The organism is Methanosarcina sediminis (assembly GCF_052056915.1).
Lineage (GTDB): Archaea > Halobacteriota > Methanosarcinia > Methanosarcinales > Methanosarcinaceae > MTP4.
Map to the genome: position 1 here is coordinate 843,631 of NZ_CP195119.1, position 25,297 is coordinate 868,927.

The 25,297-nt window shown below is 45.9% G+C and carries 22 protein-coding genes; 7 read left to right on the forward strand and 15 right to left on the reverse strand.

Going from position 1 to position 25,297, the window contains the following annotated elements:
- Window positions 1-85 precede the first annotated feature (85 nt).
- From ACSAZK_RS03520 to ACSAZK_RS03530, 3 genes are all read left to right on the forward strand, one after another.
- Window positions 86-883 carry an ABC transporter ATP-binding protein gene (locus ACSAZK_RS03520; RefSeq protein WP_440956034.1) on the forward strand — a complete coding sequence of 266 codons (798 nt, stop codon included), beginning with the start codon at window positions 86-88 and terminating at the stop codon, window positions 881-883.
- 4 nt (window positions 884-887) lie between these two features.
- A complete protein-coding gene (locus ACSAZK_RS03525) occupies window positions 888-1,640 on the forward strand; it encodes an ABC transporter permease (RefSeq protein ID WP_440956035.1) in 753 nt (250 codons plus the stop codon).
- A 239-nt stretch (window positions 1,641-1,879) separates the two neighbouring features.
- A complete protein-coding gene (locus ACSAZK_RS03530; RefSeq protein ID WP_440956036.1) occupies window positions 1,880-2,506 on the forward strand; it encodes a LysE family transporter in 627 nt (208 codons plus the stop codon).
- 99 nt (window positions 2,507-2,605) lie between these two features.
- Here ACSAZK_RS03530 and ACSAZK_RS03535 read toward each other — a convergent pair whose 3' ends face one another.
- The gene (locus tag ACSAZK_RS03535; RefSeq protein ID WP_048183411.1) at window positions 2,606-3,118 is read right to left on the reverse strand and encodes a DUF2227 family putative metal-binding protein; all 513 of its coding nucleotides are present in this window, start codon (window positions 3,116-3,118) and stop codon (window positions 2,606-2,608) included.
- A 460-nt stretch (window positions 3,119-3,578) separates the two neighbouring features.
- Window positions 3,579-4,355: an exodeoxyribonuclease III gene (locus ACSAZK_RS03540; RefSeq protein WP_440956037.1), complete on the reverse strand. Its 777-nt coding sequence runs from the start codon at window positions 4,353-4,355 to the stop codon at window positions 3,579-3,581.
- A gap of 507 nt (window positions 4,356-4,862) precedes the next feature.
- Here ACSAZK_RS03540 and ACSAZK_RS03545 point away from each other — a divergent pair.
- The 3 genes from ACSAZK_RS03545 (at window position 4,863) to ACSAZK_RS03555 (ending at window position 9,970) form a co-directional block, all read left to right on the forward strand.
- Entirely contained in the window at window positions 4,863-6,911 is a 2,049-nt protein-coding gene (locus ACSAZK_RS03545) for a NosD domain-containing protein (protein WP_440956038.1), read from the forward strand.
- Window positions 6,908-8,683, forward strand: a complete 1,776-nt coding sequence (locus ACSAZK_RS03550; protein ID WP_440956039.1) for a hypothetical protein — start codon at window positions 6,908-6,910, stop codon at window positions 8,681-8,683. The genes ACSAZK_RS03545 and ACSAZK_RS03550 overlap by 4 nt, the downstream gene beginning before the upstream one ends.
- Window positions 8,684-8,911: 228 nt before the next feature.
- Window positions 8,912-9,970: a cache domain-containing protein gene (locus ACSAZK_RS03555; RefSeq protein WP_440956040.1), complete on the forward strand. Its 1,059-nt coding sequence runs from the start codon at window positions 8,912-8,914 to the stop codon at window positions 9,968-9,970.
- A gap of 47 nt (window positions 9,971-10,017) precedes the next feature.
- On the opposite strand, the gene ACSAZK_RS03560 is transcribed toward ACSAZK_RS03555, so the two are convergent.
- The 7 genes from ACSAZK_RS03560 to ACSAZK_RS03590 all read right to left on the reverse strand — a co-directional run bounded on the left by ACSAZK_RS03560 (window position 10,018) and on the right by ACSAZK_RS03590 (window position 19,607).
- The gene (locus ACSAZK_RS03560) at window positions 10,018-12,300 is read right to left on the reverse strand and encodes a M4 family metallopeptidase (RefSeq protein ID WP_440956041.1); all 2,283 of its coding nucleotides are present in this window, start codon (window positions 12,298-12,300) and stop codon (window positions 10,018-10,020) included.
- Between the two features lie 126 nt (window positions 12,301-12,426).
- Window positions 12,427-12,804: a hypothetical protein gene (locus ACSAZK_RS03565; protein ID WP_440956042.1), complete on the reverse strand. Its 378-nt coding sequence runs from the start codon at window positions 12,802-12,804 to the stop codon at window positions 12,427-12,429.
- Between the two features lie 434 nt (window positions 12,805-13,238).
- Window positions 13,239-16,268 (reverse strand): PKD domain-containing protein, encoded by a 3,030-nt coding sequence (locus ACSAZK_RS03570; protein WP_440956043.1) that lies wholly within the window; start codon window positions 16,266-16,268, stop codon window positions 13,239-13,241.
- Window positions 16,261-16,866, reverse strand: coding sequence for a hypothetical protein (locus tag ACSAZK_RS03575; protein ID WP_440956044.1), 606 nt, complete (start codon window positions 16,864-16,866; stop codon window positions 16,261-16,263). Before ACSAZK_RS03575 ends, ACSAZK_RS03570 begins: the two co-directional genes overlap by 8 nt.
- Window positions 16,867-17,560: 694 nt before the next feature.
- Complete coding sequence (locus tag ACSAZK_RS03580) at window positions 17,561-18,559, reverse strand: endonuclease/exonuclease/phosphatase family protein (RefSeq protein ID WP_440956045.1); 999 nt, start codon at window positions 18,557-18,559, stop codon at window positions 17,561-17,563.
- Window positions 18,560-18,754: 195 nt separating this feature from the next.
- Window positions 18,755-18,940: a hypothetical protein gene (locus ACSAZK_RS03585; RefSeq protein ID WP_440956046.1), complete on the reverse strand. Its 186-nt coding sequence runs from the start codon at window positions 18,938-18,940 to the stop codon at window positions 18,755-18,757.
- A gap of 217 nt (window positions 18,941-19,157) precedes the next feature.
- Window positions 19,158-19,607 (reverse strand): M35 family metallo-endopeptidase, encoded by a 450-nt coding sequence (locus ACSAZK_RS03590; RefSeq protein ID WP_440957094.1) that lies wholly within the window; start codon window positions 19,605-19,607, stop codon window positions 19,158-19,160.
- Here ACSAZK_RS03590 and ACSAZK_RS03595 point away from each other — a divergent pair.
- Complete coding sequence (locus tag ACSAZK_RS03595; RefSeq protein ID WP_440956047.1) at window positions 19,578-19,751, forward strand: hypothetical protein; 174 nt, start codon at window positions 19,578-19,580, stop codon at window positions 19,749-19,751. The genes ACSAZK_RS03590 and ACSAZK_RS03595 overlap by 30 nt on opposite strands.
- A 48-nt stretch (window positions 19,752-19,799) precedes the next feature.
- Here ACSAZK_RS03595 and ACSAZK_RS03600 read toward each other — a convergent pair whose 3' ends face one another.
- The 6 genes from ACSAZK_RS03600 to ACSAZK_RS03625 form a co-directional block, all read right to left on the reverse strand.
- A complete protein-coding gene (locus ACSAZK_RS03600; protein WP_440956048.1) occupies window positions 19,800-20,012 on the reverse strand; it encodes a hypothetical protein in 213 nt (70 codons plus the stop codon).
- An 84-nt stretch (window positions 20,013-20,096) separates the two neighbouring features.
- Window positions 20,097-22,175 (reverse strand): eCIS core domain-containing protein, encoded by a 2,079-nt coding sequence (locus tag ACSAZK_RS03605; RefSeq protein WP_440956049.1) that lies wholly within the window; start codon window positions 22,173-22,175, stop codon window positions 20,097-20,099.
- A gap of 201 nt (window positions 22,176-22,376) precedes the next feature.
- The gene (locus ACSAZK_RS03610; RefSeq protein ID WP_440956050.1) at window positions 22,377-22,658 is read right to left on the reverse strand and encodes a hypothetical protein; all 282 of its coding nucleotides are present in this window, start codon (window positions 22,656-22,658) and stop codon (window positions 22,377-22,379) included.
- Complete coding sequence (locus ACSAZK_RS03615) at window positions 22,651-22,986, reverse strand: hypothetical protein (protein WP_440956051.1); 336 nt, start codon at window positions 22,984-22,986, stop codon at window positions 22,651-22,653. The genes ACSAZK_RS03610 and ACSAZK_RS03615 overlap by 8 nt, the downstream gene beginning before the upstream one ends.
- Window positions 22,987-22,993: 7 nt before the next feature.
- Complete coding sequence (locus ACSAZK_RS03620) at window positions 22,994-23,341, reverse strand: eCIS core domain-containing protein (RefSeq protein ID WP_440957095.1); 348 nt, start codon at window positions 23,339-23,341, stop codon at window positions 22,994-22,996.
- 99 nt (window positions 23,342-23,440) lie between these two features.
- Window positions 23,441-25,246, reverse strand: coding sequence for an eCIS core domain-containing protein (locus tag ACSAZK_RS03625; RefSeq protein ID WP_440956052.1), 1,806 nt, complete (start codon window positions 25,244-25,246; stop codon window positions 23,441-23,443).
- Between the last annotated feature and the right edge of the window lie 51 nt (window positions 25,247-25,297).

The following is a 25,297-nucleotide window of genomic DNA, read 5'->3' on the forward strand; positions in this document are numbered from 1 at the left end:
ATCATAAAGGAATTCAAAAGATTCAGGAAAAAATTCGAATACCTTTGTTTTTCTGATAATAAAAAATTGATTAAAGGTCCAGGCCATGCAAAACATCCTCTCAGTCCAGTCCCTTACAAAAAAATTCGACGACTTCACCGCCGTGAACAGCATTAGCTTCGACGTCGAAGCCGGCTCGATCTTTGCATTCCTCGGGCCGAACGGCGCAGGGAAGTCCACGACTATCAAAATGCTCACAACCGTCCTGAAGCCAACAAACGGCGAGATCCGGATTAACGGCTTCAACGTTCTAAAAGAACAGGACGAAGCCAGGGCTTCTTTCGGGATCGTTTTCCAGGACCAGAGCCTGGATGATGAGCTTACGGCTTATGAAAATATGACCTACCATGCGGTGATCTACAAGGTCCCGAAAAAAGAAAGGGACGAAAGGATCCGAAAAGCCCTTGAAATTGTGGGGCTCTGGGACAGGCGCAAAGATTTCGTGAAAACCTACTCAGGTGGGATGAAACGCAGGCTTGAGATTGCGAGGGCGCTTGTCCACTACCCGAAAATCCTTTTCCTGGACGAACCCACAGTCGGCCTGGACCCCCAGACACGGAAGGCAATCTGGAACCATATCCAGACCCTCAACGAAGAAAGGGGCATGACAATTTTCCTGACAACGCACTACATGGAAGAGGCCGAAGCAATCGCAGACAAAATCGCAATCATAGACCACGGGAAAATCATAGAGACCGGCACTCTGGAGGAAATAAAGGAGAGAAACGGGACCGAATCCCTGGAAGATGCTTTTCTGAACCTGACCGGCAGGGACATAAGAGACGAAAACGGAGCAGGGATGAGTAAAATGAGGCTCATGAAAGGGATGAGCAGGAGGCGCTAAAGTTATGATCGAAGTAATCTACATCCTCTGGCTTCGCCAGCTCAAGCGCTACTGGCGCTCCAAAGCCCGGCTGATAGGCTCCCTGGGCCAGCCCCTCCTCTTCATGGTCGCCTTCGGCTTCGGTTTCGGCCCCATGTACGCCCGGGCAAGCGGCGGGGCAAACTACATGGACTTCCTGGCCCCGGGAATAGTTTCCATGTCAATCCTCTTTACAGCCGTTTTTTCCGGCCTGGAAGTCATCTGGGACCGGCAGTTCGGCTTTTTGAAAGAGACCCTTGTAGCCCCGATCACCCGGACCGAGATCATGATCGGAAAAACTCTCGGTGGGGCAACCATCGCCATGATCCAGGGCCTTGTAGTCTTTGGCCTGACCTACCTGCTCGGGTTCAGGGCCGCAAGTTTCGAAAGCCTTGCTCTCGGCCTGCTCTTCATGTTCCTGATCGCCCTCTTCTTCACGGGCATGGGCCTGACCATAGCCTCGAAAATGAAAGACATGCACGGCTTCCAGTTGATCATGAACTTCCTGATCATGCCAATATTCTTCCTCTCAGGCGCCCTCTTCCCCCTGCAAGACCTTCCCCCCGTGATCTACTTCATCAGCCGGATTGACCCCCTCACCTACGGCGTAGACGGCCTCAGGGGAGCGCTTACCGGGGTCAGCACCTTTGGCGTGTACACCGACCTGGCAGCAATCGCCGCGCTGTCGGCTTTCATCTGTACGATAGGAGCCGTGTTGTTTTCAAAGATTGAGGCGTAAGTGTTTAACATTTCTTACGAAATAAGGAAATTGTGTATGATTATATACCATTCTGTAGTAATTTGTACCGTGGTGGATAATTATACACAGTTTGGTCGTGTGTGCCGAATTCATTGATCTGGAATTAGCTACCTACTCAGCAGATTTGGCGACAGGTTCATTGAATTGACAATGCACAAAAAAACTGAGGTAGAAAGCTGAGTTAAAAATGGCATAAAGCTGAGGTAGAAGACTTGGGCATGTTAAACATTATTGAGTTTTTAATCTTAGGGTCTTTTCTTGGCCTTGCTGCAGGAATGTCTCCGGGTCCGCTGCTAGCTATAACTATCTCCGAAACCCTGCAGCACGGCAAATGGGAAGGGATAAAGGTTGCAATATCTCCTTTGATTACTGACCTTCCAATAATTTTATCCGTATTGTTCATTCTGTCACATCTGACAAACTATGATTCCGTTATCGGAATTATTGCATTTTTAGGGGCATCGTACCTGATATATTCAGGAATGGAATCGATGAAAATCAAAAAAGGCAACCTTGAACTAAATTTAGAAAAGAAAGATGCCCTTAAAAAAGGAGTTATTGTCAACTTCGGGAATCCGCACCCTTACATATTCTGGATCTCAATAGGTGGGCCAATTATTTTCAAGAGTTTAAATACCCATATCTGGGCTATGGTTCTGTTTGTATTCGGTTTCTATGTTTTTCTTGTAGGGTCAAAGGTAGTTATTGCGTTAATTGTAGAAAGGTCAAAATCTTTTATTAACAGTAAATATTATTTTTCTATCATTCGCATTCTGGGAATTGCGCAGATTGTATTCGGATTAACTTTTATTAAATTGGGCCTTGATTCATTAGGAGTACTTTGATTATTCAAAAATAATATAAAAGATTCTGTATAAATGATGAATAATGTTGACTTTGTTTGATCTTTGTATTTTTGGCTCTTCGTTGTTTGACAGCCCTTGTTATGATTTTGTTGTGTGAGAATTGTTTAATTTCTTTTTTATTTTATTGGATTTTCTTTTTACTTTTGTCCAAATTAGATCTGCAATGATGTGAGCTTCAATAGAAATGATAATTCCGGTTAGTAATGAGATAATATATTTTGTTGGGACGTATGCGATGTTGAAATTGAATAATATGACAATTGGTGCTATGATGAGCAATCCTACTGTCGAAATAATTATGATTGGGCCTAACAACGGGTGATGTAGTTTGCCACGATGTTTGAATATTTTTTGGTATGGCCACCATATATATCTCAGAATGCCCCATCTTTTAAAAGGTTCACTTTGAATATCTAAATCGGGACTGAGATAATATGTTCCAAATATGAGTGCAAGTGAGAATATTGTTGTAGCATCAAATTCAAGATACTCAGGGGGAATATACGTTTGCATAAATTTTGTATGTAAGCTTAACAAAATAACAAACAGTAGTATGATATTTATTTTTGTATGAGTTTTTCCATTAGGCATGCTAAACACCGTTTTTTAAAAAATTACTGCCTCAATTATTATGAGGATGTTTATATATTTAACTTATAAATGAAGAGGATGTTGTATCCCGAAATGATTCCTCAGTTTCAAGACCCCTGGATAGTTCAATGCAAGATACAACATCGAGCAGCTCTAAAGGTTAATCATTGAGGCAATTGTAATTCCATTGTGATACTATGGAACGATCATATAATGTGAAATAAATTTGAAACTGAAGTAAGATAGTTGGCCACCTGTACCCGATATCTAGCCATGACAAAAAAATTGGAAAAGGGAAATCATTTTGGGATAAAAAACTTAAAAATCCGGAAACCTGTTAATTAAAGTAAAGAAGCTGGAGAAACAGGGTTCGAATTTAGGAAGTCTTAAAAAGAAATTGGGAAGAACTTGTTAAGAAATTTGACAGGAGTTAAAAAGAAAAAAGAGAACTGTTCCAATTTTAGAACTCAAGTTCAAGTCCCACAGGACAGTGGTCTGAACCCATTATCCCCGAAAGTATCGAGGCAGACTTTACATTTTCCTTCATGTTCTCACTGACGAAGAAGTAGTCAAGCCGCCACCCCACATTCCTTTCCCTTGCGCGGGTGCGCATCGACCACCATGTATAATTCTTATCTTCCTGGTTGAACATACGAAAGGTGTCGATGTAGCCGGCATCAAGGAATTTATCCATCCAGGCCCTTTCTTCGGGGAGAAAGCCAGAAACTTTTTCGTTTTCCTTAGGCCTTGTCAGGTCGATTTCTTTGTGGGCAGTGTTAACGTCCCCGCAAATGACAAGTTTTTTGCCTTCGGCTGTCAGGGCGTTTGCGTAGTCCAGGAAAGCGTCGTAAAAGGCCATTTTGTAGTCCAGGCGTTCCCGGGAGGCTTTGCCGTTAGGGAAGTAGATGTTCATGAGGGTGAAGTCTTCGTAGTCAGCCCTGATGAAGCGGCCTTCACTGTCAAACTCCTCGACCCCCATTCCGTTTTCGACATTCAGGGGTTTTTCTTTGGAAAAGAGGCCGACCCCGCTGTAGCCCTTTCGCTCGGCAGAGACGAAGTAGTTGTGGTAGCCGGGGATGTTCTTAGCTTCCCTCGGGAGTTTGTCCGGGGAGGCTTTGGTTTCCTGAATGCCTATGATGTCAAATTTTTGCTCCAGCAAAAGCTCAAGGAAGCCTTTTTTCATGGCAGCCCGAAGCCCGTTTACGTTCCAGGAGATGATGTTGTAGTTGCCTGGCATTTTTGTGTCCTCAAGTTTCCTCAATGTTTACTATCTCAATGTATCTCAATATATCTGGCAACTCAGTAATATTTGTGATGTCTCACAGGATAAAAAAACCAAGATCTCAGCTATGAACTAAGGTTGCAAACCGGAAAGTCAACAGGGATCATCATTTTTAAATTAGTTATAATTTTGTATTGACATCTCTAATTATTTATTTAGAACCTATTAAATAAAATCGTAAGTTTTTAGTAAGATTTAAAGTCTCACTATGTATTGAATTTTTTGAGTATGTTTATTCCTTATTGGATGGTGCATAATCGTAACCCAAGAAACAGAAAGATGCGATAGCAGTCCAGAACTTACTTGGATGCACTCAATGTCTCAATAACACAATCAAATAAAGTTCAAAGTCAGAAATAACTTTGCAGCTTACTATAATTCAGATGATTGCTACAAACAATAATTATTGCAGTGTTTATTATGTGGGAAGTCAAAAGAATCAGTATAACTTTTTTAGTATTGATGCTTGCGTTCAACCTGACAATTGCAGGCAATGTAGCTGCTGCAACGATTTTTGTGGATGACGACGGACCGGCAGATTTCACGACAATTCAAGCAGCCCTGAACAGCTCAAGCCCCGGAGATGAAATCATCATCAAACCAGGCACGTATACGGAAAATCTAGACGTGGATAAAGCTAACATAACAATAAGATCCAACTCAGGAAACCCTTTCGACACTACAGTTCAGGCAGCCAGTATCTCAGACCACGTTTTTCATGTCACTGCAAACGGAGTAAAAATTAGCGGGTTTAGCATAACGGGAGCTAGTGCCATCAATTGTGCCGGAATCTATCTTGAAGGAGTTGAAGATTGCCTCATTGAAAATAACATAGCATCGAACAACGAGTACGGCATCTGGCTGTACTATTCGAGCAGCAACATGCTTTCTAATAACACAGCATCGAACAACGACGACGGCATCCGGCTGGACTCTTCGAGCAGCAACACGCTTTCTAATAACACAGCATCGAACAACGATGACGGCATCTGGCTGTACTATTCGAGCAGCAACACGCTTTCTAATAACACAGCATCGAACAACGACGACGGCATCTGGCTGTACTATTCGAGCAACGATAATACGCTTTCTAATAACACCGCGGACTCGAACAACCACTACGGAATCCAGCTGAGGTTTTCGAGCAACGATAACACGCTTTCTAATAACACAGCATCGAACAACGACGTCGGCATCTGGCTGTACTATTCGAGCAGCAACACGCTTTCTAATAACACAGCATCGAACAACTACTACGGCATCTATCTGGAAGCTTCGAGCAGCAACACGCTATCTAATAACACCGCGGACTCGAACAACCACTACGGCATCCAGCTGAGGTTTTCGAGCAGCAACACGCTTTCTAATAACACTGCGGACTCGAACAACGACGACGGCATCTGGCTGTACTCTTCGAGCAGCAACACGCTTTCTAATAACACCGCGGACTCGAACAACGATTACGGCATATATTTGCGGGACTCCAGCAGCAACACGCTTGAAAATAACATAGCATCGAACAACCAATATGGAATTTATCTATGGGATTCCAGCGACAATTTCATCTACAACAACTACTTCAACAACACTAATAACGTTTATTTTGAAGGTACAAACCCCGGCAACATCTGGAACACAACCAAAACCACCGACTCAAACATCGTCAGCGGTCCTTACCTGAGCGGAAACTTCTGGGCAACACCAACTGAGAACGGCTTCAGCCAGACCCACGATGACACCGATGGAGATGGCATTTGTTATGTGGCTTATGACCTGGGTGGAGGGAACATTGATTATCTGCCTCTTCTCATTCCTTCACCGGAAGAAACTCCAGAACCCAAAAATGACGTTGGTGATGATCCTGATCCTCCCATGATTCCAGAACCTTCTGATGAACCTACTGAAATCATAGTAATTACTGAGACTTCACAGAAGTATGTACAAGAAGGTACCAGTGTAAATTATGTGTTTCAAAATCCGGAAAACTGTATTGTAGCCGTGTCCTTCGTACCTGAAAATACTGTGGGTTTCGTGATAGCTAAAGTAGAGATGCTTAACGGCTTTTCCTCTGAGGTTTTAGCCCCACCTAAGTGTATCGTCTACAAAATCATGAATATCAAGATAGGCAATCCTGAATTTTCAAGCTTCGAGGGGAACTTCAAAAATCCAACAATCAAGTTCAGGGTTGAAAATGCCTGGATTAAAGAAAACAACATTGACGTGTCCACAATCACTTTGAACAGGTATTCAGAAGGAAAATGGAACTCTCTTCCCACTTCAAAGGTCAGTGAAGATACTGATTTCATCTACTTTGTGGCTGAAACTCCGGCTTTCTCTCTTTTTTCTATAACCGGTAGGACAATAGATATTCCTGACCCAGGACCGGTAAAAAAAGGATACTCGGAAGACCCAATTCCTGAAAAAAATAACTCAGTCTCCGGTTTTAAACTCTGGAACGGAGTATTGGGACTCCTTATTTCAATCATGGTTAAGAGGAATTTGAGGAAATGACCCAGGAAAACTCGGATTCCGAAAAGGGATCAGAAAACGGGACGAGAAAACTCTTAAAATTAGAAATTAGCCAGAGGGCCTCAAACTTATACAAAAATATAAGGTCCACAATGGAAAAACGCTTTATGGTCTTTCTCAACGATAAAATTATCATTCCGGTAATTGTCACAATCATTGGATGTGTCATTTCATCTTGTTTAATCATGCACTATGATGAACAACGGAGAAGTATTGATGAAATGAAAAAAACGGAGGAAGCTATCGGGGTGTATTTTAGTCAAGGAGATAATTATTATGAACGGGGAGAAAAAGGGGAATATGAATGTTATCAGGATGCATGTAGAGAATATAGGAAAATTATCAACGTTTCAAATGACATTCCGGATAATTTTTCACGTCAAAAAGCAATGGCTCAATACAAACTAGGCGACTCACTTAAAAGACTTGCGGAAAAACAAAATAAAGAAATGAATCTCAGAAATGCAATTGAAGCATACAATCAGTCATTGAAGTATTTTACAAATAATGAAACCCCATGCTACTATGCCATGGTGACAAGCAACTGTGGAGGTGCATATAGCGGGCTTTCTGAGCTTGAAGCCAAGGAGGAAAATTTGCTCAGGGCTATTGAGAATTATGATGAAGCTATAAGAGCTTATGAATCCTTGATGAGTAATGATACAGAGAATTACTCTATCAACTATGCAATAAACAGGAACAATAGGGGCAATTCATATATTAATCTCGCTAAAGTCCGGGATGAAAAAAATAATACAGAATTCGCTATCATTGACCACAAAAGTGCGTTGAACATCTTTACAGGAAACAAAAACTGTACACAATATCTTGCAATTTTAGAGAATAACCTTGGCTGGGAATACTTAACTTTATCTGAGTTTGAAGATGAAAAAACAAATATTAAAAAAGCCATACGCTGCTTTGAAAACGCCTCTACTTACCTTACATGTGAGAAAAATCCTTTCGAATATATGCTAATCCAAAATTCTCTCGGAGAAGCATACCTTGCTCTTAGCGAGTTTGAAAACAAAGAGAATAATATCTGGGAAGCGATCATAGCGTTCAATAAAGCTGAAGGATTTTTTGGAAAAGATCATCCAATTAACGATTATATCCAAGACTATGGACAAACTCAACGTAATCTAGGCTCTGCATACTGTTTGCTGGCTGAGGTTCAGGATAAGGAAAGCAATACTAGAAAAGCCATCGATTATTATAATAAGTCACTAAAAATTTTTACGTTCGTAGATTATCCGATAGATTATGCAACAACTCAAAATGAACTTGGAAATGCATATCTTTGTCTCTCGAAGTCCGAAAACAAAGAAGAAAATGTGAGGAAAGCAATCATAGCTCACAGGATTGCTCTGGATATTTTCGCTGAATCCGAATATCCTGTTGAATATGCAAGGACACAAAAAGACCTGGGGGATACGTACTGTACCCTTGCTGAAGTTAGGAATCCAATAATGAACCTTAATGCAGCGATTGAAGCATATGAAGAATCTTTAAAAATTGAGGACATTAAAGACTATCCAAGGTATTTTGCAGAGATGCAGGAGAGTCTTGGGGATGCATACTTTGCCCTTGCCCTCGCAGAGAATGATGTAGAGTATCGCAAAACAAACCTTAATGAGGCTATTGAAGCCTATGGACAGGCTTCGAGAGTCCGACCACCTGAAAAATACCCCGAAATGTCTGAAAGAATTCAACCGAAAATCGAAGCTTCGAGAAAAGCTTTAAAGTCCTGTTAGTCCCGATAATATGTCCTCTTGCGCCTTACAAGAAGAATAAAGGCCCCGAAAACGTCTCTTCTTAAATATTTAAACTAGGTCTTGCAAATTGATGAAAATGGCTCTTTTTTGAGGAAGTTATGCAAAAATGATTTAACTTTTTATATAACCTTATACGTATTCAAAATCAAAATTTTTGCCTTTTAGTGATCGAGTGTTAGGACTTTAAGCCGAAAAACAGGGAAACACATGAATCTGATAAAATTTGTTTGCGGCATGCTTGCAGTCGCCCTGGTACTGGGAATTCTTACCAGCGGAAGCCCGGATGACGGGAATCAGGACAACTCTACCGTCAGCCTGGATGGAAATGGCAGCGAAACCGAAGGAGCTATCCGGGCAGAAGAAACGGAAACAGAAGGAACGGGAGAAGGAGAGAGAGAAATCTCTCCTTCCGGGGAAGCCGGGACTAAAGAGCTTGCTGCTACGGAACCCTCAATGCCGGGAACCCTGATGTTCGGCGAAGGGAAAAGCGATATGGCAGGCCAGCAGAGGTACATCGAAGCCAGGGTAAAAGCCACAGCCGGGCTTATCGAGGAAGAAGGGGAAAAGATCTTTTCAGACTTCAGGGAGGAAGGCTCTTCCTGGTACCACCATAACTTCTACATCTTTGTCTGGGAAACCGACGGGACGGCTGTTGTCTATCCCCCTGACGAAAGTATGGAGGGGCAGGACCTCGATGGGCTCCAAGACTCTAACGGGAAACCCATTGGAGAACTTTTCATTGAAACCGCCCTTAACAAAAAGGGAGAAGGCTGGGTGGACTACTACTGGCCAAAACCCGGGGAAGACGAATCTGTCCTGAAGTATTCCTTTATCAGGAAGGTTAACAGGGATGGGCAGGACTACCTTGTCGGAGCAGGTTTTTACGCGGATGACTACCTTATTTCCAGGAATCTCGATGAATGCAAAGTTCTCTCCCGCGACGGAGGCATCTACGTTTCCGAGCTCTTACACCCGGAAAACTTTGACAGAGAACTCGATCTGGACTACAGCATCGCCCATTCCGTGATCGAGCCCGGGGAAAACAATGCCCCCCACCTTATGAGCAAAACTGAAGTCCACTATATCCTTGAAGGGGAAGGTACACTCTACATAGACGGGATCCCGGTCAAACTCCGGCCCGGACAGCTGATATACATCCCTGAAGATTCTATCCAGTGTACTTACAATACCGGGAACACAAGCCTTGAGTTCCTGGCAATAAACCAGCCTGCCTGGGACGAGGATAACGAAGAGATTTTCGACTGAAGGGCAGACAAGAAAGTGGAAAACAAAGCCGAAAAGCGGGAATGACTTCATTCATAGACGATGCACATCCCCCAGCTGTCCAGGGTGCCGGTGTCCCTCTCTGCCAGGTCAAAAACTTTCAGGGTCCAGGTGCCTTGCATTTCTTTGCTGACGGCTGCCTGTAAATCTTCATCCCATTTGGTGCTGCATACTTTTTTGATTTCCCTTCTGCTGTACCCGGTCCTGTTGTGCAGCATCAGTTTCTCCCCTGACGGCATGAGAAGGATTACCCTGAGGTCCCCGATCCAGGGATGGGTGATTCCGAGAGAAACGTCCAGGTTTACGATCTTCCCGGGCCTTTCAATATAGATCTGGCTTTCGATGCCCTTCGGATCGTTATCGGGAATTTCCTGCCACAGGAAAAGTTCTCTCCTGAGCTCTTTCTTTTCGGCTTTCTGGACCAGGAACTTAAGCCCCCAGCCAACTAGGGAACCGGCGTGTTCCCTGGCGTGGTCCGCAACCCAGAGGCGCCATTTCCCGTGAACTCGCTCACCAATGCAGGTCCTGAGCTTCGGGGCTGAGCCCAGGTTGTATGTTCTGGATATGTTTTTCCCCGGGAGTCCTTTCCGGTCATGCAGGACAACCGTTCCCCCGGCAGGGGTGAGAAGAGTAATCCTCAGGTCCCTTGTATAAGTATGTTCGATGTTCACCTTCACACGGATGTCTTTTACCAGCCCCTCCTCCTCGACATCAATAACACTCAGAACCCCTTTCGGGTCCAGGTCAGGGATAGGGACCGGAGTTTCGGGAGATACTTCCCCTTTGACTATGAGCAGGGCTCCTGAGGGCTGCCCGAGCCCCACTGCAGCCCAGGCATTCTTGATTGCGGCGTATTCAGGCCCTTCTTCCCCGTAGAGCTGACGACAGGCATTCAACTGGGCATACCGGGCCTCCCTGAAAGTCCACCTGCTCAGGGTCGCACTGCAGAGGTATGCGGTCAGGGCGAGATAGTAGATCTGCTCGGCTTTTTTACGGGCAATCCCCTCGACACTGATTCCGTAATGCGTCCCCCCGGCTATGATCAGGCATGCAACCCTGTTGGGGATCCCGCTGTTTAGATGGACGTAGCCACTATCGTTTTTGTACTGATCGGGCAGTTCCCCGGGAGTAAGCCTCATATAGTTATCCATGTGGTCGATCTGCCCGTATTTCGGGGGGTCCGAGAGGTCCCGAAGGGCATCTCCCTCATGAAAGGGAGTATAGACCCCTTCCCCGATTTCCCATTCCTCTATTTTTCCCCTGTTTGAGATCAGGATCGCAAAAACGTCTGCAAAGGACTCGTCCAGGGCTCCGGCTTCTTCACTGTACACGAACTTTGCAGTATAGGCAGCCAGGGCATGGGTCAGTTCATGGGCAACGATATCCAGGGCAAAAGCAAGGGGGAGCCACCTGTACCCGTCTCCGTCCCCAAAGACAAGCTGTTTGTAATGGTCGCTCCAGAAAGCGTTATTGAAATTCTTTTGGAAATGGACGGTGGACACAAGGGGCGAGCCCCGGTTATCATAACTGTCCCTTCCGAACCTGTGCTTAAAATACCAGTATACTGTTGCCATATTATCATGGGCTGCCCGGGCTATCTCGTCAGGGCCGGCTTGTCCGTCTTCAAGTAGCAGTTCTCCGGGAAGGACTTCCTTATTGTGCCCGGAATACGTTTTTCTCGAAAGCGCAGCCCTGATCTGGGAAAATTTGTACCGCAGTTCCCCGGTATGGGCATCGATAAAATAGAACCTGCCTGCCAGACCTTTTGAAGAAAGGGATTCGACCTGCCAGACCAGGTGCACCTGCTCTTCCCTATCCCTGTACAGCATCAGCCTGGTACTGAGGATAACGGTCCCTTTTCCGGGGCCAACATCTTCAAAAACGGTTTTCACAGCATCAGGTTCTCCGATATTCGGTTCCAGGGAAACGGAAAGCTCCATCAGTCGGAAATCCTTGTATGCAATGACCTCTCCTGCAGGATTTATGTGAACCTGGATAGACCCCTCAAATACGGGGACCCCGCTTAAAAGCTGGAGGAAAACGACATGGAAAAAGCCCATAAAGTCGGTCTCCAGGACAGCAAGTTCCAGTTTTTCATCAAGCCCCTCTTGCCTCTCCAGAAGCTCCCGGGATTCTTCAAGGAAGCGGCGGGCAATACTCTCCGGGCTGTCGGGGGATGGCCTTGAAAGCGTCCCCTTGATGAACTTTGGGAATTTCCCCCGGGAATCCCAGAAAATTTTACATTCCGGGTCGAGATCCATCAACTTTGCCACAGCCATTGCCTGCTTTTCATTCAGTTCCAGTACTCCCATGCATCCCCCGGAGCCCTTTGAATCCCCTGATACAGCCTGTTGTTCTTTCTTCCGTCAGTCCTTCAATTCGTTAATCCAGCGTTCCGACAGTACAGCAGTCTGCCAGTATAGCAGGCCGGTAGTCCTTCATGCCGGCGGCATAATCTCCGTCAATATTGCCCAGCACATCGAAAAAAAGACTACGAAATAGAAAACAACCACCAGAAACCTGTCAATGAGTTCAACTCTCTGCACAATTCGAATCCAGAGAAGCGAAAAGAACACGGCTGAGACGTAGACAAGAGGAGAAGTCCACCCGAAAAAGGAAAAGACCAGGTAGAGCTGCAAAAGCGCAAAAAACCCCATCCCTGCCGGGAAACAGAGGTAAACTGAAAACATGCCTGCAAAGTCCGCCCCTACTGTATAAAGGAGGTGCGGGATAAGCGATAAAGATAGGAAAACCAGAAACTGCCAGCTCTTCAGAGTCTCCTTTAAGGAGAGCTGCTTTCTCCTCCTGCTTATCATTTTCTCCCCATGGATTTTATGAGCTACTCGTATATCTCGGTTACTGTCATGAGGGATGAGGAGGGATGAAAGCAGAAAAACGCCCAAAAAACAAATCAAAGTTGCGCTGGTGCACCCCTCTGCAAGCAACGGGGTATGTTCGCGCCACCGCTGAAAATTCCGTAAAAGAAGACAATAGACCTGACACGATTTAGTTCGAGCAGGAATTAACAAACAAAAAATGGATTTGAGAAATCGTATATCATCAACGGTTCTCGGGGAAGTGTCCATCCCCGCTGCAAGCAACGGGGTATTCGGCTGAAATAAAAAATTGAGTGTTCTGAAAACCGAGAAAAGATCCAGAAGAGATACTTAGGTTTAATGAAAAAGAGGGTAAGAAAGGAGAACGGACCCACCTGTCACATTGCCACTGAAATTTGCAACAGGGAGTACGTTCAGTACTGGAGTGGGCCTATGAACTGCCCGAAGGCAATAGGATTGCTTTCTAAAGGAACATTATCTATTACAGTGTTGTTTTCTGTATCAATTACAGAGATATTTTTGCTTTTATAGTTCGCCACGTATACCATTTTTCCATCCGGCGTGACTGCAACTCCTTTAGGACAGCTGCCGACAGGCACCCTGGCTGTAACAGTGTTTGTAGCTGTGTCAATTACAGAGACATTGTTGCTGCCATAGTTCGCCACATATACCTTTGTTCCATCCGGCGTGACTGCAACCCCCCTGGGACGGCTTCCAACAGGCACATTATCTGTAACAGTGTTTGTGGCTGTATCAATTACAGAGATGTTGCTGCTTTCAGAGTTCGCCACATACACAATTGTTCCTGCCTGGTTGACTGCAACTCCCTCAGGAAAGCTGCCGACAGGCACCGTGGATGTAACAGTGTTTGTGGCTGTATCAATTACAGAGACGTTGTTGCTTTCAGAGTTCGCCACATATACCTTTGTTCCTGCTTGGTTGACTGCAACTCCCCAGGGATAGCTGCCGACAGGCACCGTGGCTATAACCTTGTTTGTAGCTGTATCGATTACAGAGACGTTGTTGCCTTCAGAGTTCGCCACATATACCTTTGTTCCTGCCTGGCTGATTGCAACTCCCCATGGATAGCTGCCGACAGGCACCGTGGCTATAACCTTGTTTGTAGCTGTGTCAATTACGGAGACGTTATCGCTCCGGTGGTTCACCACATATACTTTTTTTCCATCCGGCGTGACAGCAACTCCCCAGGGACAGGTTCCTACAGGCACCGTGGCTGTAATATTGTCTGTGGAGGTGTTAATTACAGAGACATTGTTGCTTTCAGAGTTAGTAATATATAAGGCATATGGCATGTCGGGATCGGGCGTGTCGGGAAATTTCTGAACGGTTATTGTGGCATGTGTTGAGTTTGTACCGTTTTTAGTGATTGCTGTCAGGTTAACGTTATAGATTCCTGCTGTAGAGTAAGTATGCATTGGATTCTGCTGAGTTGAAGGAACTCCTTCTCCAAAATCCCAGTTCCATTCTGTTGCATTTTCAGAGAGGTCTGTAAACTGCACAGAAAGGGGAACATAACCCTGCGTGACATTGCTGATGAAATTTGCAACAGGAAAGACGGAAGGCGGAGGAGGCGGAGGAGGTTTCGGAACGGTTATTGTGTAATTTATTGAATTTGTACCGTTTTTATTGATTGCTGTCAAGTTAACGTTATAGATTCCTGCTGTAGAGTAAGTATGCGTTGGATTCTGTGTGGGTGAATTTGCTTCGTCTCCAAAGTCCCAGTTCCATTCTGTTGCATTTTCAGAGAGGTCTGTAAACTGCACAGAAAGAGGATTACCCTGCGTGACATTGCTGATGAAATTTGCAACCGGAAGTACAGGAGGTACATTTTGTCCAGGATCCTCCGTTACTTCTATTGTGGCACTTTTTGAATCCGCACCGTCTGTATTGGTTGCAGTTAGCGCAACGGTATAGATTCCTAATGTAGAGTAAGTATGCGTTGGATTCTGCTGGGTTGAATTCGCTTCGTCTCCAAAGTCCCAGTTCCATCCTTTTGCATTTTTTGAGAGGTCTGTAAACTGCACAGAAAGAGGATTACCCCGCGTGACATTGTATATGAAATCTGCAACAGGAGGATCAGGAGGCGGAGGCGAGGGAGGTTTATAAACGGTTATGTTGGCAAGTTTTGAATCTGTACCGTTTGAATTGAATACTGTCAGATTAACGTTATAGTTTCCTGCTGTAGAGTAAGTATACGTTGTATTCTTCCAGGTTGAATTCGTTCCGTCTCCAAAGTCCCAGTTCCATCCTTTTGCATTTTTTGAAAGGTCTGTAAACTGCACAGAAAGAGGATTACCCCGCGTGACATTGTATATGAAATCTGCAACAGGAGGATCAGGAGGCGGAAGAGGTTTCGGAACGTTTATTTGTCGAAGTGTTGAATTTTTATATATTCCATTGGTTACAGTTAGCGTAACGGTATAGTTTCCTGCTGTAGAGTAAGTATGCGTTGGATTCTGCTCGGGTGAAGAATTATTGTCTCCAAAGTCCAGGTTCCGTTCTATTGCATTGCCCGATCGGTCTAAAAACGATATAGGGAGATTACAATAATTTATGACACTGCTACTGAAATTTTCTACATGAAGGATTCCTGCTTTAGAGTAATTATGCGTTGAATTCTGCTGGGTTAAGTTCGTTCCGTCTCCAAAGTCCCATTTCCATTCTTTTGCATTTTTTGAGAGGTCTGTAAACTGTACAGAAAGGGGAGCAGAACCCTGCGTGACATTGCTGATGAAATTTGCAACAGGAAGGACGGAAGGCGGTGGAGGTTTCGAAACGGTTATTGTGTAATTTATTGAATTTGTACCGTTTTTATTGGTTACAGTTAGCGTAACGGTATAGCTTCCTGCTGTAGAGTAAGTATGCGTTGGATTCTGCTGGGTTGAATTCGCTCCGTCTCCAAAGTCCCAGTTCCATTCTTTTGTATTTTTTGAGAGGTCTGTAAACTGTACAGGAAGGGGAGCAGAACCAGATGTGAGGTTGCTGCTGAAGTTTGCAACAGGTGGTTTCTCACCATCATTTACCATGGAAAAGCCAATCATGGCCAATAATGCTATACAAACTATGATCGCCAGGATCACTCTCGGAGCTGGCCAGAATAAGATCTTTTTCAGGTCCTTACTATAAGTATCCTCATAAACCGACTGAAAATTCTCCATCCAGAACCCTGGAACATTTTCCGGCGGAATATCATTAACTGATTTTATAGTATGTTCCAGTGCTTTTTTAAAGTAAGGATCATTCTCAAAATATTGTTCCAGCTGAGCATCCGACATATTTCTAATCCTGGCTTCGAATACCTTTTTCTGGCTTTCTGTCAGACCTTTAAGCAGTTTCTGAGTTGACTCCCTGACCACACTGCTGACAGCAGTCTGGGTGAAAACTTTTACACTAACCTTTACATCCGGTTTAATGTCACCCATGATCAACCCTTTTGTTACCGAGTTTACAATCAATCTCTTTGGAGACCCTTTTCTCGCAAACTGCAAGATTTTTGTCCAGGTCCTTGTTGAACTCATCCTGCAGGCAGTCGAAAAAGCTTCCGAATACCACATCAGCAGGGAAATTTTTTCTCATACTTTCGCAAGCATTCCCGACACACACTTTAATCGTTTTAGCCGAAGCATCGACGCAGCCTTTTAATTCAGAAGCAGATCTCTTATCCAGCTCGAGATCGGCGTCCCTTATTTCCTCTACTGCCTTATTACATGCCTCTTCCATTTTCTGCTTAAAAGAAGGACCAATCTTCGCCCTGTATTCGTTACTAACGGTCTGCTTAATCGTGATGCACACAGCCTCATCTGAAGCAGTCTCGCAGGCGTCTTTCAGAATCCTCTCCAGGCACTTCACATCGAGATTATCGAATCCCGCAGTCCTGCACTCACAGATACCAGCCACGAATCCCTTCTTTATACCTTCTCTAAGACCTTCTCTGAAGCCCTCATCAATGCCTTCGAGGATTTCCTTAACCATCGTTTCGTAACTGAAGCAATAACCATCCAAAGAAGCCTCTATCTCCATCAAAGTATAACCCCCACATCATGAAATTATAATTTATTACAGGAAGGAATATGGGCCCTGTGAATGAGTTATTAATTTAATATTGAAAACCAAGCACAAACTAGTGTTTGGGAAAATGTTGAGATTCTTATGCTTATGGTTTTCAGTGCCACCCTTATGCTTATGGTTTTCAGTGCCACCCCACGAACCATCCGGAACCAGCCTTTAGATCCCGAACTTCTTCCCTTACCTCATTAAATTCAATCTCAAGACTCCCTATATGGTCAACAATGGCCTCCGGATTAGAGTGATATATGAACAGGATTTCAGCACGCTCTGTTCAACACGCAAAATGAATGATTTTTTTATATAGTTTTATATTAGTCATATGAAAATTATCAGTATTTAGTGTAGCAGAAAAATAAGTTCGAAGCAAGGTAGCTGAATAAATTGTAGAAAATGAAAAATAGATTACAAATGTCATTTTAAAAATGTAAAAGGTAAAAAATAAGAGGAAAACAGGTCATTCGAAAATGGTATTCACTATTGAGACGGAATTAAGGTTTCAAAAAAGCTGAAGACTAAGAAAAATATAATTAGGATTGAAAGACCATCGAAAAACTTCCAATTGAAGAACTTCGATCTCTCAATCCGGTTCCAGACTATCAGGCAAAAGATCTCAAAACATGAATATGCGAAATCTTTCGGGGATTAATTAATCGATATCAGGCAGTTCGAACTCCGCAATCACCGGCGCATGGTCAGATTCCGGAAACTTCGTCTCTGTCGCAAAAGCAATCGATTCGTCATGCAGCAGCTCATTATGCACCTCGGAACCCTTATAATGTGCCAGCATACTTCTCGACACCAGCAGGTGGTCAAGCATCCTCCCCCTGCCCCGGTGGTAAAGCGAAAAACGGGCTGATTCGGGGATGCTCATTTCACAGGGCAGCATGACGCGCTTTGCCAGCCCGCCGTTGCCCGTATTTTCTACCTGCCCCCGGATGGCTTCCACAGGCACCTCATCAAAGTCCGCATTGAAGTCCCCGCAGACCACGATCCAGGCGGCTTCGTCTTTTTTGAAGAGCTGGTCAATCAGCATGCGGGTCTCCAGGGCCTGTCCCACCCTTTTCATGGAAGAGAGGAAAAAGCCCTCTGCCCAGGCGGAGGCGTTTTTCCATGTGTATCGGTCTAATTTCTGGCCCTTTATGTTCGTGGCCAGCCTTGACTTTAAATGGAGGTTGATAACATCCAGAATCCTGTCTCCAACACTGATTCTGGCATGAAGGATCGGCCTCTCCCAAGTAACTTTTATGGTTTTTTGCTCTTCTCCTTCTTCCCTCTCCTCCATTACCAGTCTGTAATGGGGGGCAGGAGCATAATAGTGCCTGTACTGGTGGTGTTCCTGGATCTCGTAGCGGCTTAAGATTACAAGATTGCGCTTATCACATACCTCTGACCCATCCCCTATCATGGTGGAGACCCTGTGAAAACCGGCGTACCGGGTATCCCGAAGAAGGGAGTCCAGAGCCAGCAGGCGTCGGGGCTGGCCTTCCTCTTCCTGCCCATGGATCTCCTGAAGGCAGAGGATGTCGGCATTAATTCTCTCCAATTGCGGACGAATCACGGCTATGCGCTCTTCCAATGTCGGTTCTTTGTTAGACTTTTGAAAATCAAGGTTTTCAAGGTTAAAGGTTGCTATGCGTAGTTTCAAGGTGTTACCTCCTGAAGATAAACTGAAATTTTAGATCACAATGAACGGAGAATGAATAACCCTGGTATTAAAATCAAAAAGAGATCTCATCCGTGACCTGCATGGTGCTATAAAAAATACCTTTGAAATTCGGCATCGAATATCGAGTGTTTAGCTATTGCCCGAAACTCCTCTCCTTACATTGAGAGCTGCTTCTTATTTGCTTAAAAGCTTCTGCACCACAGCCGAAAGAATCGGCCCTACCTGATCGATCACCTCCGACGAATAGATCCATCCGCTGCCCCCGTGTCCTCTAACCATGATTGCCTTTCCTTTGTACTCGGTCAAGTCAAGTTCGGCGGACTCTGGAGTTTGGGCTTCCTGCATTTGTATACGAGTCAATCAAACAGTGGTGCCAGAGAGGTCTTCCGGCCGTAAAAGCCGGAGCTGTCCGTTCTTCACTATTCCCAAAAACTGGTTATTTTCGTTCATCACATACACTCCTCATAAATTTCCTGTTTCCTATGGCACAGGTGTCCTCAGGTAACAGAGTCAGTTTCCTATTACATCCCGGCCGGTACTTCACAGGATCAGGATTTTATTGAAATGAAGTTCCGGGTTAACGCCTGCTCCCCTTTTGAATTTCGGCAGCACAATCTCTGCAACTCAACGTGCCCCGAAACACCATATTGGCAAATTGAGCGTAGGTATCAGGATTCCGCATGGCCCTTTCGGGAGGCAGGGTTAAGTATTCCGGCTCGCCGAGGTAAACTTCAGCCCCGCAAAGGAACCCACGTATATGATGTGCAGCTTCGTGGACGAGCGCACGCGCTCTCTGTTCACAGGTAAGGCTAACAAAATAGGGGGCGCAAAGATGCACGTCGTTACCAGGAGTGCCGCAAACCGTGAAGCCGCCGGTGAAACCCTCGCAGCTATTCGGGACATCATTGTGGCAAATATAGAGGACTGGAGCATTCAATTCTGACTCGATCCGGCGAAAATTATCCAGAACCCTTGCAGCATTTTCAGCCGATGCGGTATGAAAGTTAACGTTGAGCAGGTCGAGAATCCAGCCGCTGGTGACTCCCCCCTGGCAATCGGCGGCAGTTCGGCAAGCAAAGCACCTACCATCTGTCTGGCATGTCTCAGCGGGTCCTGGAGTTTACATCGATGGAACCCGCTGCACTCCGGGCTGAAGGCCGCAAGCCTCTGAATTCCCGGCGTAGTTCTACTTATTTAGCATGAAAGTTCCGGGGTACTTTCATTTTTTGTGCCTGTAATTCGGGAATTTCGTGTGCGTTTTATCGGAAAGAGCCAGCTTCTGGACTGCCTGATTACCTGCAGTTCTCTGGAGGAACATTATTTTCTCAGCAGGAGTATTAAATGGATGAGATAATCTGGGTCTTTGAATTCTATAATGCATATTCCTACTCTTTGATTCAGATACTTTAGCATATATGGCTAATCTACCCATCCTCTCACCCTATTAATTTCTTTATAATTCCAAAAGAGTATAGATATTTACTAAACACTAAATTTTCACAGCGACCTTTGACCATCATAATCTGCTCTCCACCCAATCTAAGAACCTTTCTGTGATCTCCCAGGAGTATTGAAGTAATTTCATGCCCTGTAGGACCCCTATGGCAAAGGGTCGGCGTACCAGTCCAAAATAGAAGGTCCTAGCAAAGGATTCCACACGAACCCGGATAGGAAGAATAAGAGATGATTTGTTGGTGATACTTCTACCCGAAATGCGCCCACCCAATGCTTGGGCAAAGCACCGGAAGCGGTTTGTACGTGTCCTTCCTACCGGGGTTGCCGCAGCAGTATAGTATTGATGCAGGATCTGGGAAACAGGTGCTGAGATAGAGGGAATCCTAGTCTGTGGAGTTTCGGCACAAGCAATCCCTGTAAGCCCCTTTCTGATAACGTAGCTGTCTATATCACCCCTCAGATCATCAAAACCAGCGTATCGGCCGGCCTGACCGTAATAATAGGACCAGGGGTGCAGTATCCCGCTATCTACTTCGTCATGTACCCTGTGAGCAGCTGCCGAGCCCAGATCTCCTCCCCAAGTGGCAAACTCCTCGTTGGGCATATTGACTACAGGATTGGGACCGAAAACCTCTAACTCCACTGTGGGTGTGGGACAGAGCATGGATTCCAGACCGGTAAATACATGTCCCATATCAGTACCTGAGATCACATTGGAGTTGCGCAGGGACTGGAAGAGCGTATTCCCCAGGGTTGTCCGGGGGTCAGGAATGTTAAGTCCGCAAGGTATCACATTCTGCCAGAACCTTGTCCTTGTGCGCGACCATGGTTCATGACCATAATAGATCTGTCTCATAAGGGAGAGCATCTGACGGGGGGAATAACCAGGGAATGCCCTTTCTGCGCATCGAATCAGGCCGACATACTGGACAAATGAGGCTGCCTGTGAGGGAATAACAGATGGAGCACAGGGATCTATTATTATCTCCTCACCCTCAATAACAGTCCTTAATTTTATGATAACACTCCGGTTCCGCGCGCGTCCCGCCTGGCTGGCGTTTGAATCCACACAATCATGTAAGGGTGCGCCGCCACGAAGTGTTCCCCGGCTCCTGATAGTCCCGGGCAGGAAGTCCCACACACTCTGTGCCCGTTCCCGGCGCAACGTCCTGTTTCTTACATCAGGGCCAATACAATCTGAGTAACCAGCGACCTCATAGCGCAAGGTGGGGTCAGATTCCAGGCTGCGTATTATCAACTGCATGGTGGAATGGTCCCTTACTGACTGTTTCAGGCGGGCACTGTCCACAGCAAAGTCTGTGATGACATATTCATAGGTGCTGGTGGTCTCAACATTACCTGCCGACCTCCTAGACGCTGAAACTTCACCCGGGTTTCTGGTGGGACAATCTATTCCCATTTCGCACACAAAGCGCTGAATATATCCACCTTGGTCGGCACCTTGCTGTACGGTATGGGTTAATTCATGTGCCAGCAACTGCCGTCCAGCTGTAGTCCCGGGTACATACTGTCCTGCTTCGAATACGATATCGTTACCAACTGTGAATGCACGTGCATTCACTGCCTGAGCTGCCTGTTCATCAATATGTACCCTGACCTGGCTAAAATCATAACCAAAGCGCGGCTCGAAAAAGCTCCGTTCAGATTCAGCCAGAGGTTGACCGCCACCCCTGATAGCGTTGATACGAGATTCGAGACCCGGTGTGGTTTCAGCATTCTGCCCCGATATTTCTTTGGTTTGGAGAAGTTCCTCTTTTTCTTCTTCCTCTTTTATCGGTTGCCGCCTCAGTTTCTCTTCCTCACACCCGGGGCAAGTCCTCTGGATGGAAAGTGTACCACTGGACGCTGCCTGCGGCTCAGGCATGCTCATGACCTGCTCGGCCACCCGATCAGCTTCCTGTTCGTAGATATCGTTGGGCTGGCCTACTCTGAGCTTAGCCTGTAAAGCTCCTGATTTGATCAGCCTCTGGACTGCCTGATTGCCAGCAGTTCTCTGAAGGAACATGATTTTCTCAGCAGGTGAGTTTACAGATCTGCAGCCATTATTTCGGGACTGAGAAATCGAATTGACGCTTTTATCATTCTGCGTCTTTGCATGGACTTTGCATGCACTCTCCATTTAGATCCCATCCGTCAATTTTTCTTGTAATTTATCATCCTTCATCTATACAAGAACCAGCTTTATGCAAAGAAAATTGAAGAATTACAATTTTAGTTATTAAAAAGCACAGTGAGGGGGCCAAATTGTGCGATTGTCAAGACGCACCGGCTGTCAGAGCGGGTGTCATGGCTGCCCTTTCAGCTCGCAGTAGATCAATTGTTAGCCGCCTGCAATCTCTAGCCTGCACCCACATCTGTCCTCCCACATCGTCTCGGCCTGCTCTTCGGAAGACGTGTAACACACTGTAGCCTTCCGACTTCGGAATGCGAAAACCAGTGTCCCGTTAGGAAGTCTCTCCTCCTCATAATCAAACCTGAGGGTGAGATCTCCGATGACATTACTGAAACACGTGGTCTCCGCTTCAATGCCAGCCCTGTGAGCCGGATCGAATTCGGCAGCGCTGAATGTCGTGCCGAGCCTCCGTGTTATAGTTTCAGACACGTGCACGCCCCACCAGCAGATGAATGAGTTTCATCTTAAAGCTTGTATTGTCGCTGGTCAGCAGATCATCAATATCGACATAGCCAAGATCGAAATAATCTATCAGTACATTTTGCCCAGCCACCCTACCTGCACTCGTTATTAGCCGCATCGGGATAATCGCACCTCCACGAATGAGACCAGTTATCTGCCGATCAAAATGTGTCAGGAAATCCTCATTTAACACCTGATATCTCAGCACAGTTCTGTCTAAACAGTATCTTATGGCAGCAAATTGCGCGTTTAGTCGATCAACACCTAGCACCGATCTGCTGTACGATTCAACCATTGAACCTTTATTTCCCTCTGAATGTGCGAAACATTTGCTGAGCTACTTTATACAGTCTGCATAAAGTGTTGTTCCCAATTTCACGCTGTATTATAGAGTTGTATGGTGAGATCGGATACGCACTTCGCTGTTGGACTATATGTATCAGCTCATGTGCAAGGAGCCTTATCCCGTGTTCTATTTCAGGCGCATACTTCCCCTCTCCAAACACCATATCCTGCCCCACTGTAAACGCCCGCGAATTCACCGCCCGAGCAGCCTTCACTGCCATTGAATCCGTCTGCAGTCGTACCTGGCTAAAATCATAACCAAAACGCGGCTCGAAATAGGCGCGTTCGCTTTTAGAAAGGGGAATGCCTCTACTTTAAAAAGCATTGATATGCTCTTCCAGATCAGCAGTAACCTAACCCGCTTGATCAGATTCCATTTTGGGATAGACAATTTCCTCTTCCTTTTACTCTCTCGACCCGGTCTGGTGCTCAGGTGGAGTTGGCGGTCCACCGATCGCCGCGGGAGAACTTCGACCGAAACCCAACTCCGGCAAAAGCGCACCGACGTCAAAATGGAAGGCGGCCATCCAGGCATTGCGCGACCAATTCAGTTCGACGCTTAACTCGCTCACGCCGGGGATAGGGAAGGCTATCCCATTAAATCTCTCAAGAAGCATCTGCTGAATCGCCGGTTCCCTGGCCAGTATAGATACCGAATAAAGCACCCCTGTGACGTTCAAAATACCCATGGAGATAAAGGCAGCACGTTCCCCTCTGTTTAAACTATCCCAATAGTCTAGAAACATGGTCTGTAGTCCTTGCACAAGCAATGGAACCGCTGGGTCAGCGGCGACGATGCGAAACACATCACGTAGGGTTCCACATGGCGCCTCCGGGTCAAGGCAGATCGGTGCCAATGGAGTTACCGACGGTGGTTCAGCACCCACCTCAGGTTCAGCACCCACCTCAGGTTCAGCACCCACCTCAATAGCTTCTGTCGGCGAGGGCATCGTAGGAGCCACAGGTTCAATCTGGGACAACCCCTGTCGTATTACCTCCAAATCCAGTTGCTGTTCGATACCACTCAGGATTGATGTTGTAACTATGGTTATCTCAACACGCCGGTTTTGAGCTCGCTGTCGCTCCAGCTCTGTTCCTCCTTGTGCTGTCTCTTGTAATGCTGGCATAGACTCGCCGAAGGCCTGGCCTCCAACTTGCAGGTTGTTTCGGGCGGTACTCAATATGGCGATTACCGTTTGTCTGCGCAACTCCGAAAGCCTCTGATTGTAAACCTCTGAGCCCTCTGCTGATGCATGCCCCTCTACTACAATAGCTGGTTGATCCATAAAGCGCATCTGAGTTGCCAGCTCTCTTACTGCTGCGAAGTTTGAAGCATCAAGTAAAAAACTACCCTGTCCAAAATAGACAGTAGCACCCATTGCCCAGGGTCTGCGAATTATAATTGGCCCTGGGATGTTCGAGCCTAGGAGGTTCAGTCTCTCGGTCTGAGTTTCGGGATCAACAGCTTCCGGTACACGCATAATTGGAGTTGTGGTTTCCAGCCCCTCAGACACCATACTTTGCTGAAGAACGTGTGTTAACTCATGAGCCATCAACTGTCGTCCTGGTGCTACTGACAGATCATACTCCCCCGCCCCAAATACTACATCCTGCCCAACTGTAAACGCCCGCGCATTCGCCGCCCGCGCCGCCTCCGCTGCCCGAGCATCCGTATGCAACCGCACCTGGCTGAAATCGTAACCAAACCGCGGCTCGAAAAAAGCCCGCTCCGACTCTGCCAGAGGCTGACCGCCACCCCTAATTGCATTGATACGAGATTCGAGATCAGGTGTGGTTTCAGCATTCTGCCCCGATATTCCTTTGGTTTGGAGAAGTTCCCCTTTTTCTTCTTCCTCTTCTACCGGTTGCCGCCTCAGTTTCTCTTCCTCACACCTGGGGCAAGTCCTCTGGATGGAAAGTGTACCACTGGACACTGCCTGCGGTTCAGGCATGCTCATGACCTGCTCAGCCACCCGGTCAGCTTCCTGCTCATAGATATCGTTGGGCTGGCCAATTTTGAGTTTAGCCTGTAAGGCTCCTGATTTGATCAGCTTCTGGACTGCATGATTGCCTGCAGTTCTCTGAAGGAACATTATTTTCTCAACTGGTGAGTTTATAGATCTGCAGCAGCCATTATTTCGGGACTGAGAAATCGAATTGGCACTTTTATTGTTCTGCGTCTTTGCATGAACTTTGCATACACTTTCCATTCAGAACCAATCCTTCAATTTTCTCCGTTGATTTATCATCTTCTTAGTACA

What these genes read in the sequence shown, in the direction of transcription:
- ACSAZK_RS03540 (WP_440956037.1), bottom strand. Translation starts at nt 4,355, where the DNA reads ATGCCAGGCAACTACAACATCATCTCCTGGAACGTAAACGGGCTTCGG.
- ACSAZK_RS03555 (WP_440956040.1), top strand. Translation starts at nt 8,912, where the DNA reads ATGAATCTGATAAAATTTGTTTGCGGCATGCTTGCAGTCGCCCTGGTA.
- ACSAZK_RS03600 (WP_440956048.1), bottom strand. Translation starts at nt 20,012, where the DNA reads ATGGGTAGATTAGCCATATATGCTAAAGTATCTGAATCAAAGAGTAGG.
- ACSAZK_RS03595 (WP_440956047.1), top strand. Translation starts at nt 19,578, where the DNA reads ATGAAAGTTAACGTTGAGCAGGTCGAGAATCCAGCCGCTGGTGACTCC.
- ACSAZK_RS03615 (WP_440956051.1), bottom strand. Translation starts at nt 22,986, where the DNA reads ATGGTTGAATCGTACAGCAGATCGGTGCTAGGTGTTGATCGACTAAAC.
- ACSAZK_RS03530 (WP_440956036.1), top strand. Translation starts at nt 1,880, where the DNA reads ATGTTAAACATTATTGAGTTTTTAATCTTAGGGTCTTTTCTTGGCCTT.
- ACSAZK_RS03550 (WP_440956039.1), top strand. Translation starts at nt 6,908, where the DNA reads ATGACCCAGGAAAACTCGGATTCCGAAAAGGGATCAGAAAACGGGACG.
- ACSAZK_RS03560 (WP_440956041.1), bottom strand. Translation starts at nt 12,300, where the DNA reads ATGGGAGTACTGGAACTGAATGAAAAGCAGGCAATGGCTGTGGCAAAG.
- ACSAZK_RS03520 (WP_440956034.1), top strand. Translation starts at nt 86, where the DNA reads ATGCAAAACATCCTCTCAGTCCAGTCCCTTACAAAAAAATTCGACGAC.
- ACSAZK_RS03605 (WP_440956049.1), bottom strand. Translation starts at nt 22,175, where the DNA reads ATGGAGAGTGCATGCAAAGTCCATGCAAAGACGCAGAATGATAAAAGC.
- ACSAZK_RS03565 (WP_440956042.1), bottom strand. Translation starts at nt 12,804, where the DNA reads ATGATAAGCAGGAGGAGAAAGCAGCTCTCCTTAAAGGAGACTCTGAAG.
- ACSAZK_RS03545 (WP_440956038.1), top strand. Translation starts at nt 4,863, where the DNA reads ATGCTTGCGTTCAACCTGACAATTGCAGGCAATGTAGCTGCTGCAACG.
- ACSAZK_RS03525 (WP_440956035.1), top strand. Translation starts at nt 888, where the DNA reads ATGATCGAAGTAATCTACATCCTCTGGCTTCGCCAGCTCAAGCGCTAC.
- ACSAZK_RS03535 (WP_048183411.1), bottom strand. Translation starts at nt 3,118, where the DNA reads ATGCCTAATGGAAAAACTCATACAAAAATAAATATCATACTACTGTTT.
- ACSAZK_RS03570 (WP_440956043.1), bottom strand. Translation starts at nt 16,268, where the DNA reads ATGGGTGACATTAAACCGGATGTAAAGGTTAGTGTAAAAGTTTTCACC.
- ACSAZK_RS03575 (WP_440956044.1), bottom strand. Translation starts at nt 16,866, where the DNA reads ATGGAGATAGAGGCTTCTTTGGATGGTTATTGCTTCAGTTACGAAACG.
- ACSAZK_RS03625 (WP_440956052.1), bottom strand. Translation starts at nt 25,246, where the DNA reads ATGGAAAGTGTATGCAAAGTTCATGCAAAGACGCAGAACAATAAAAGT.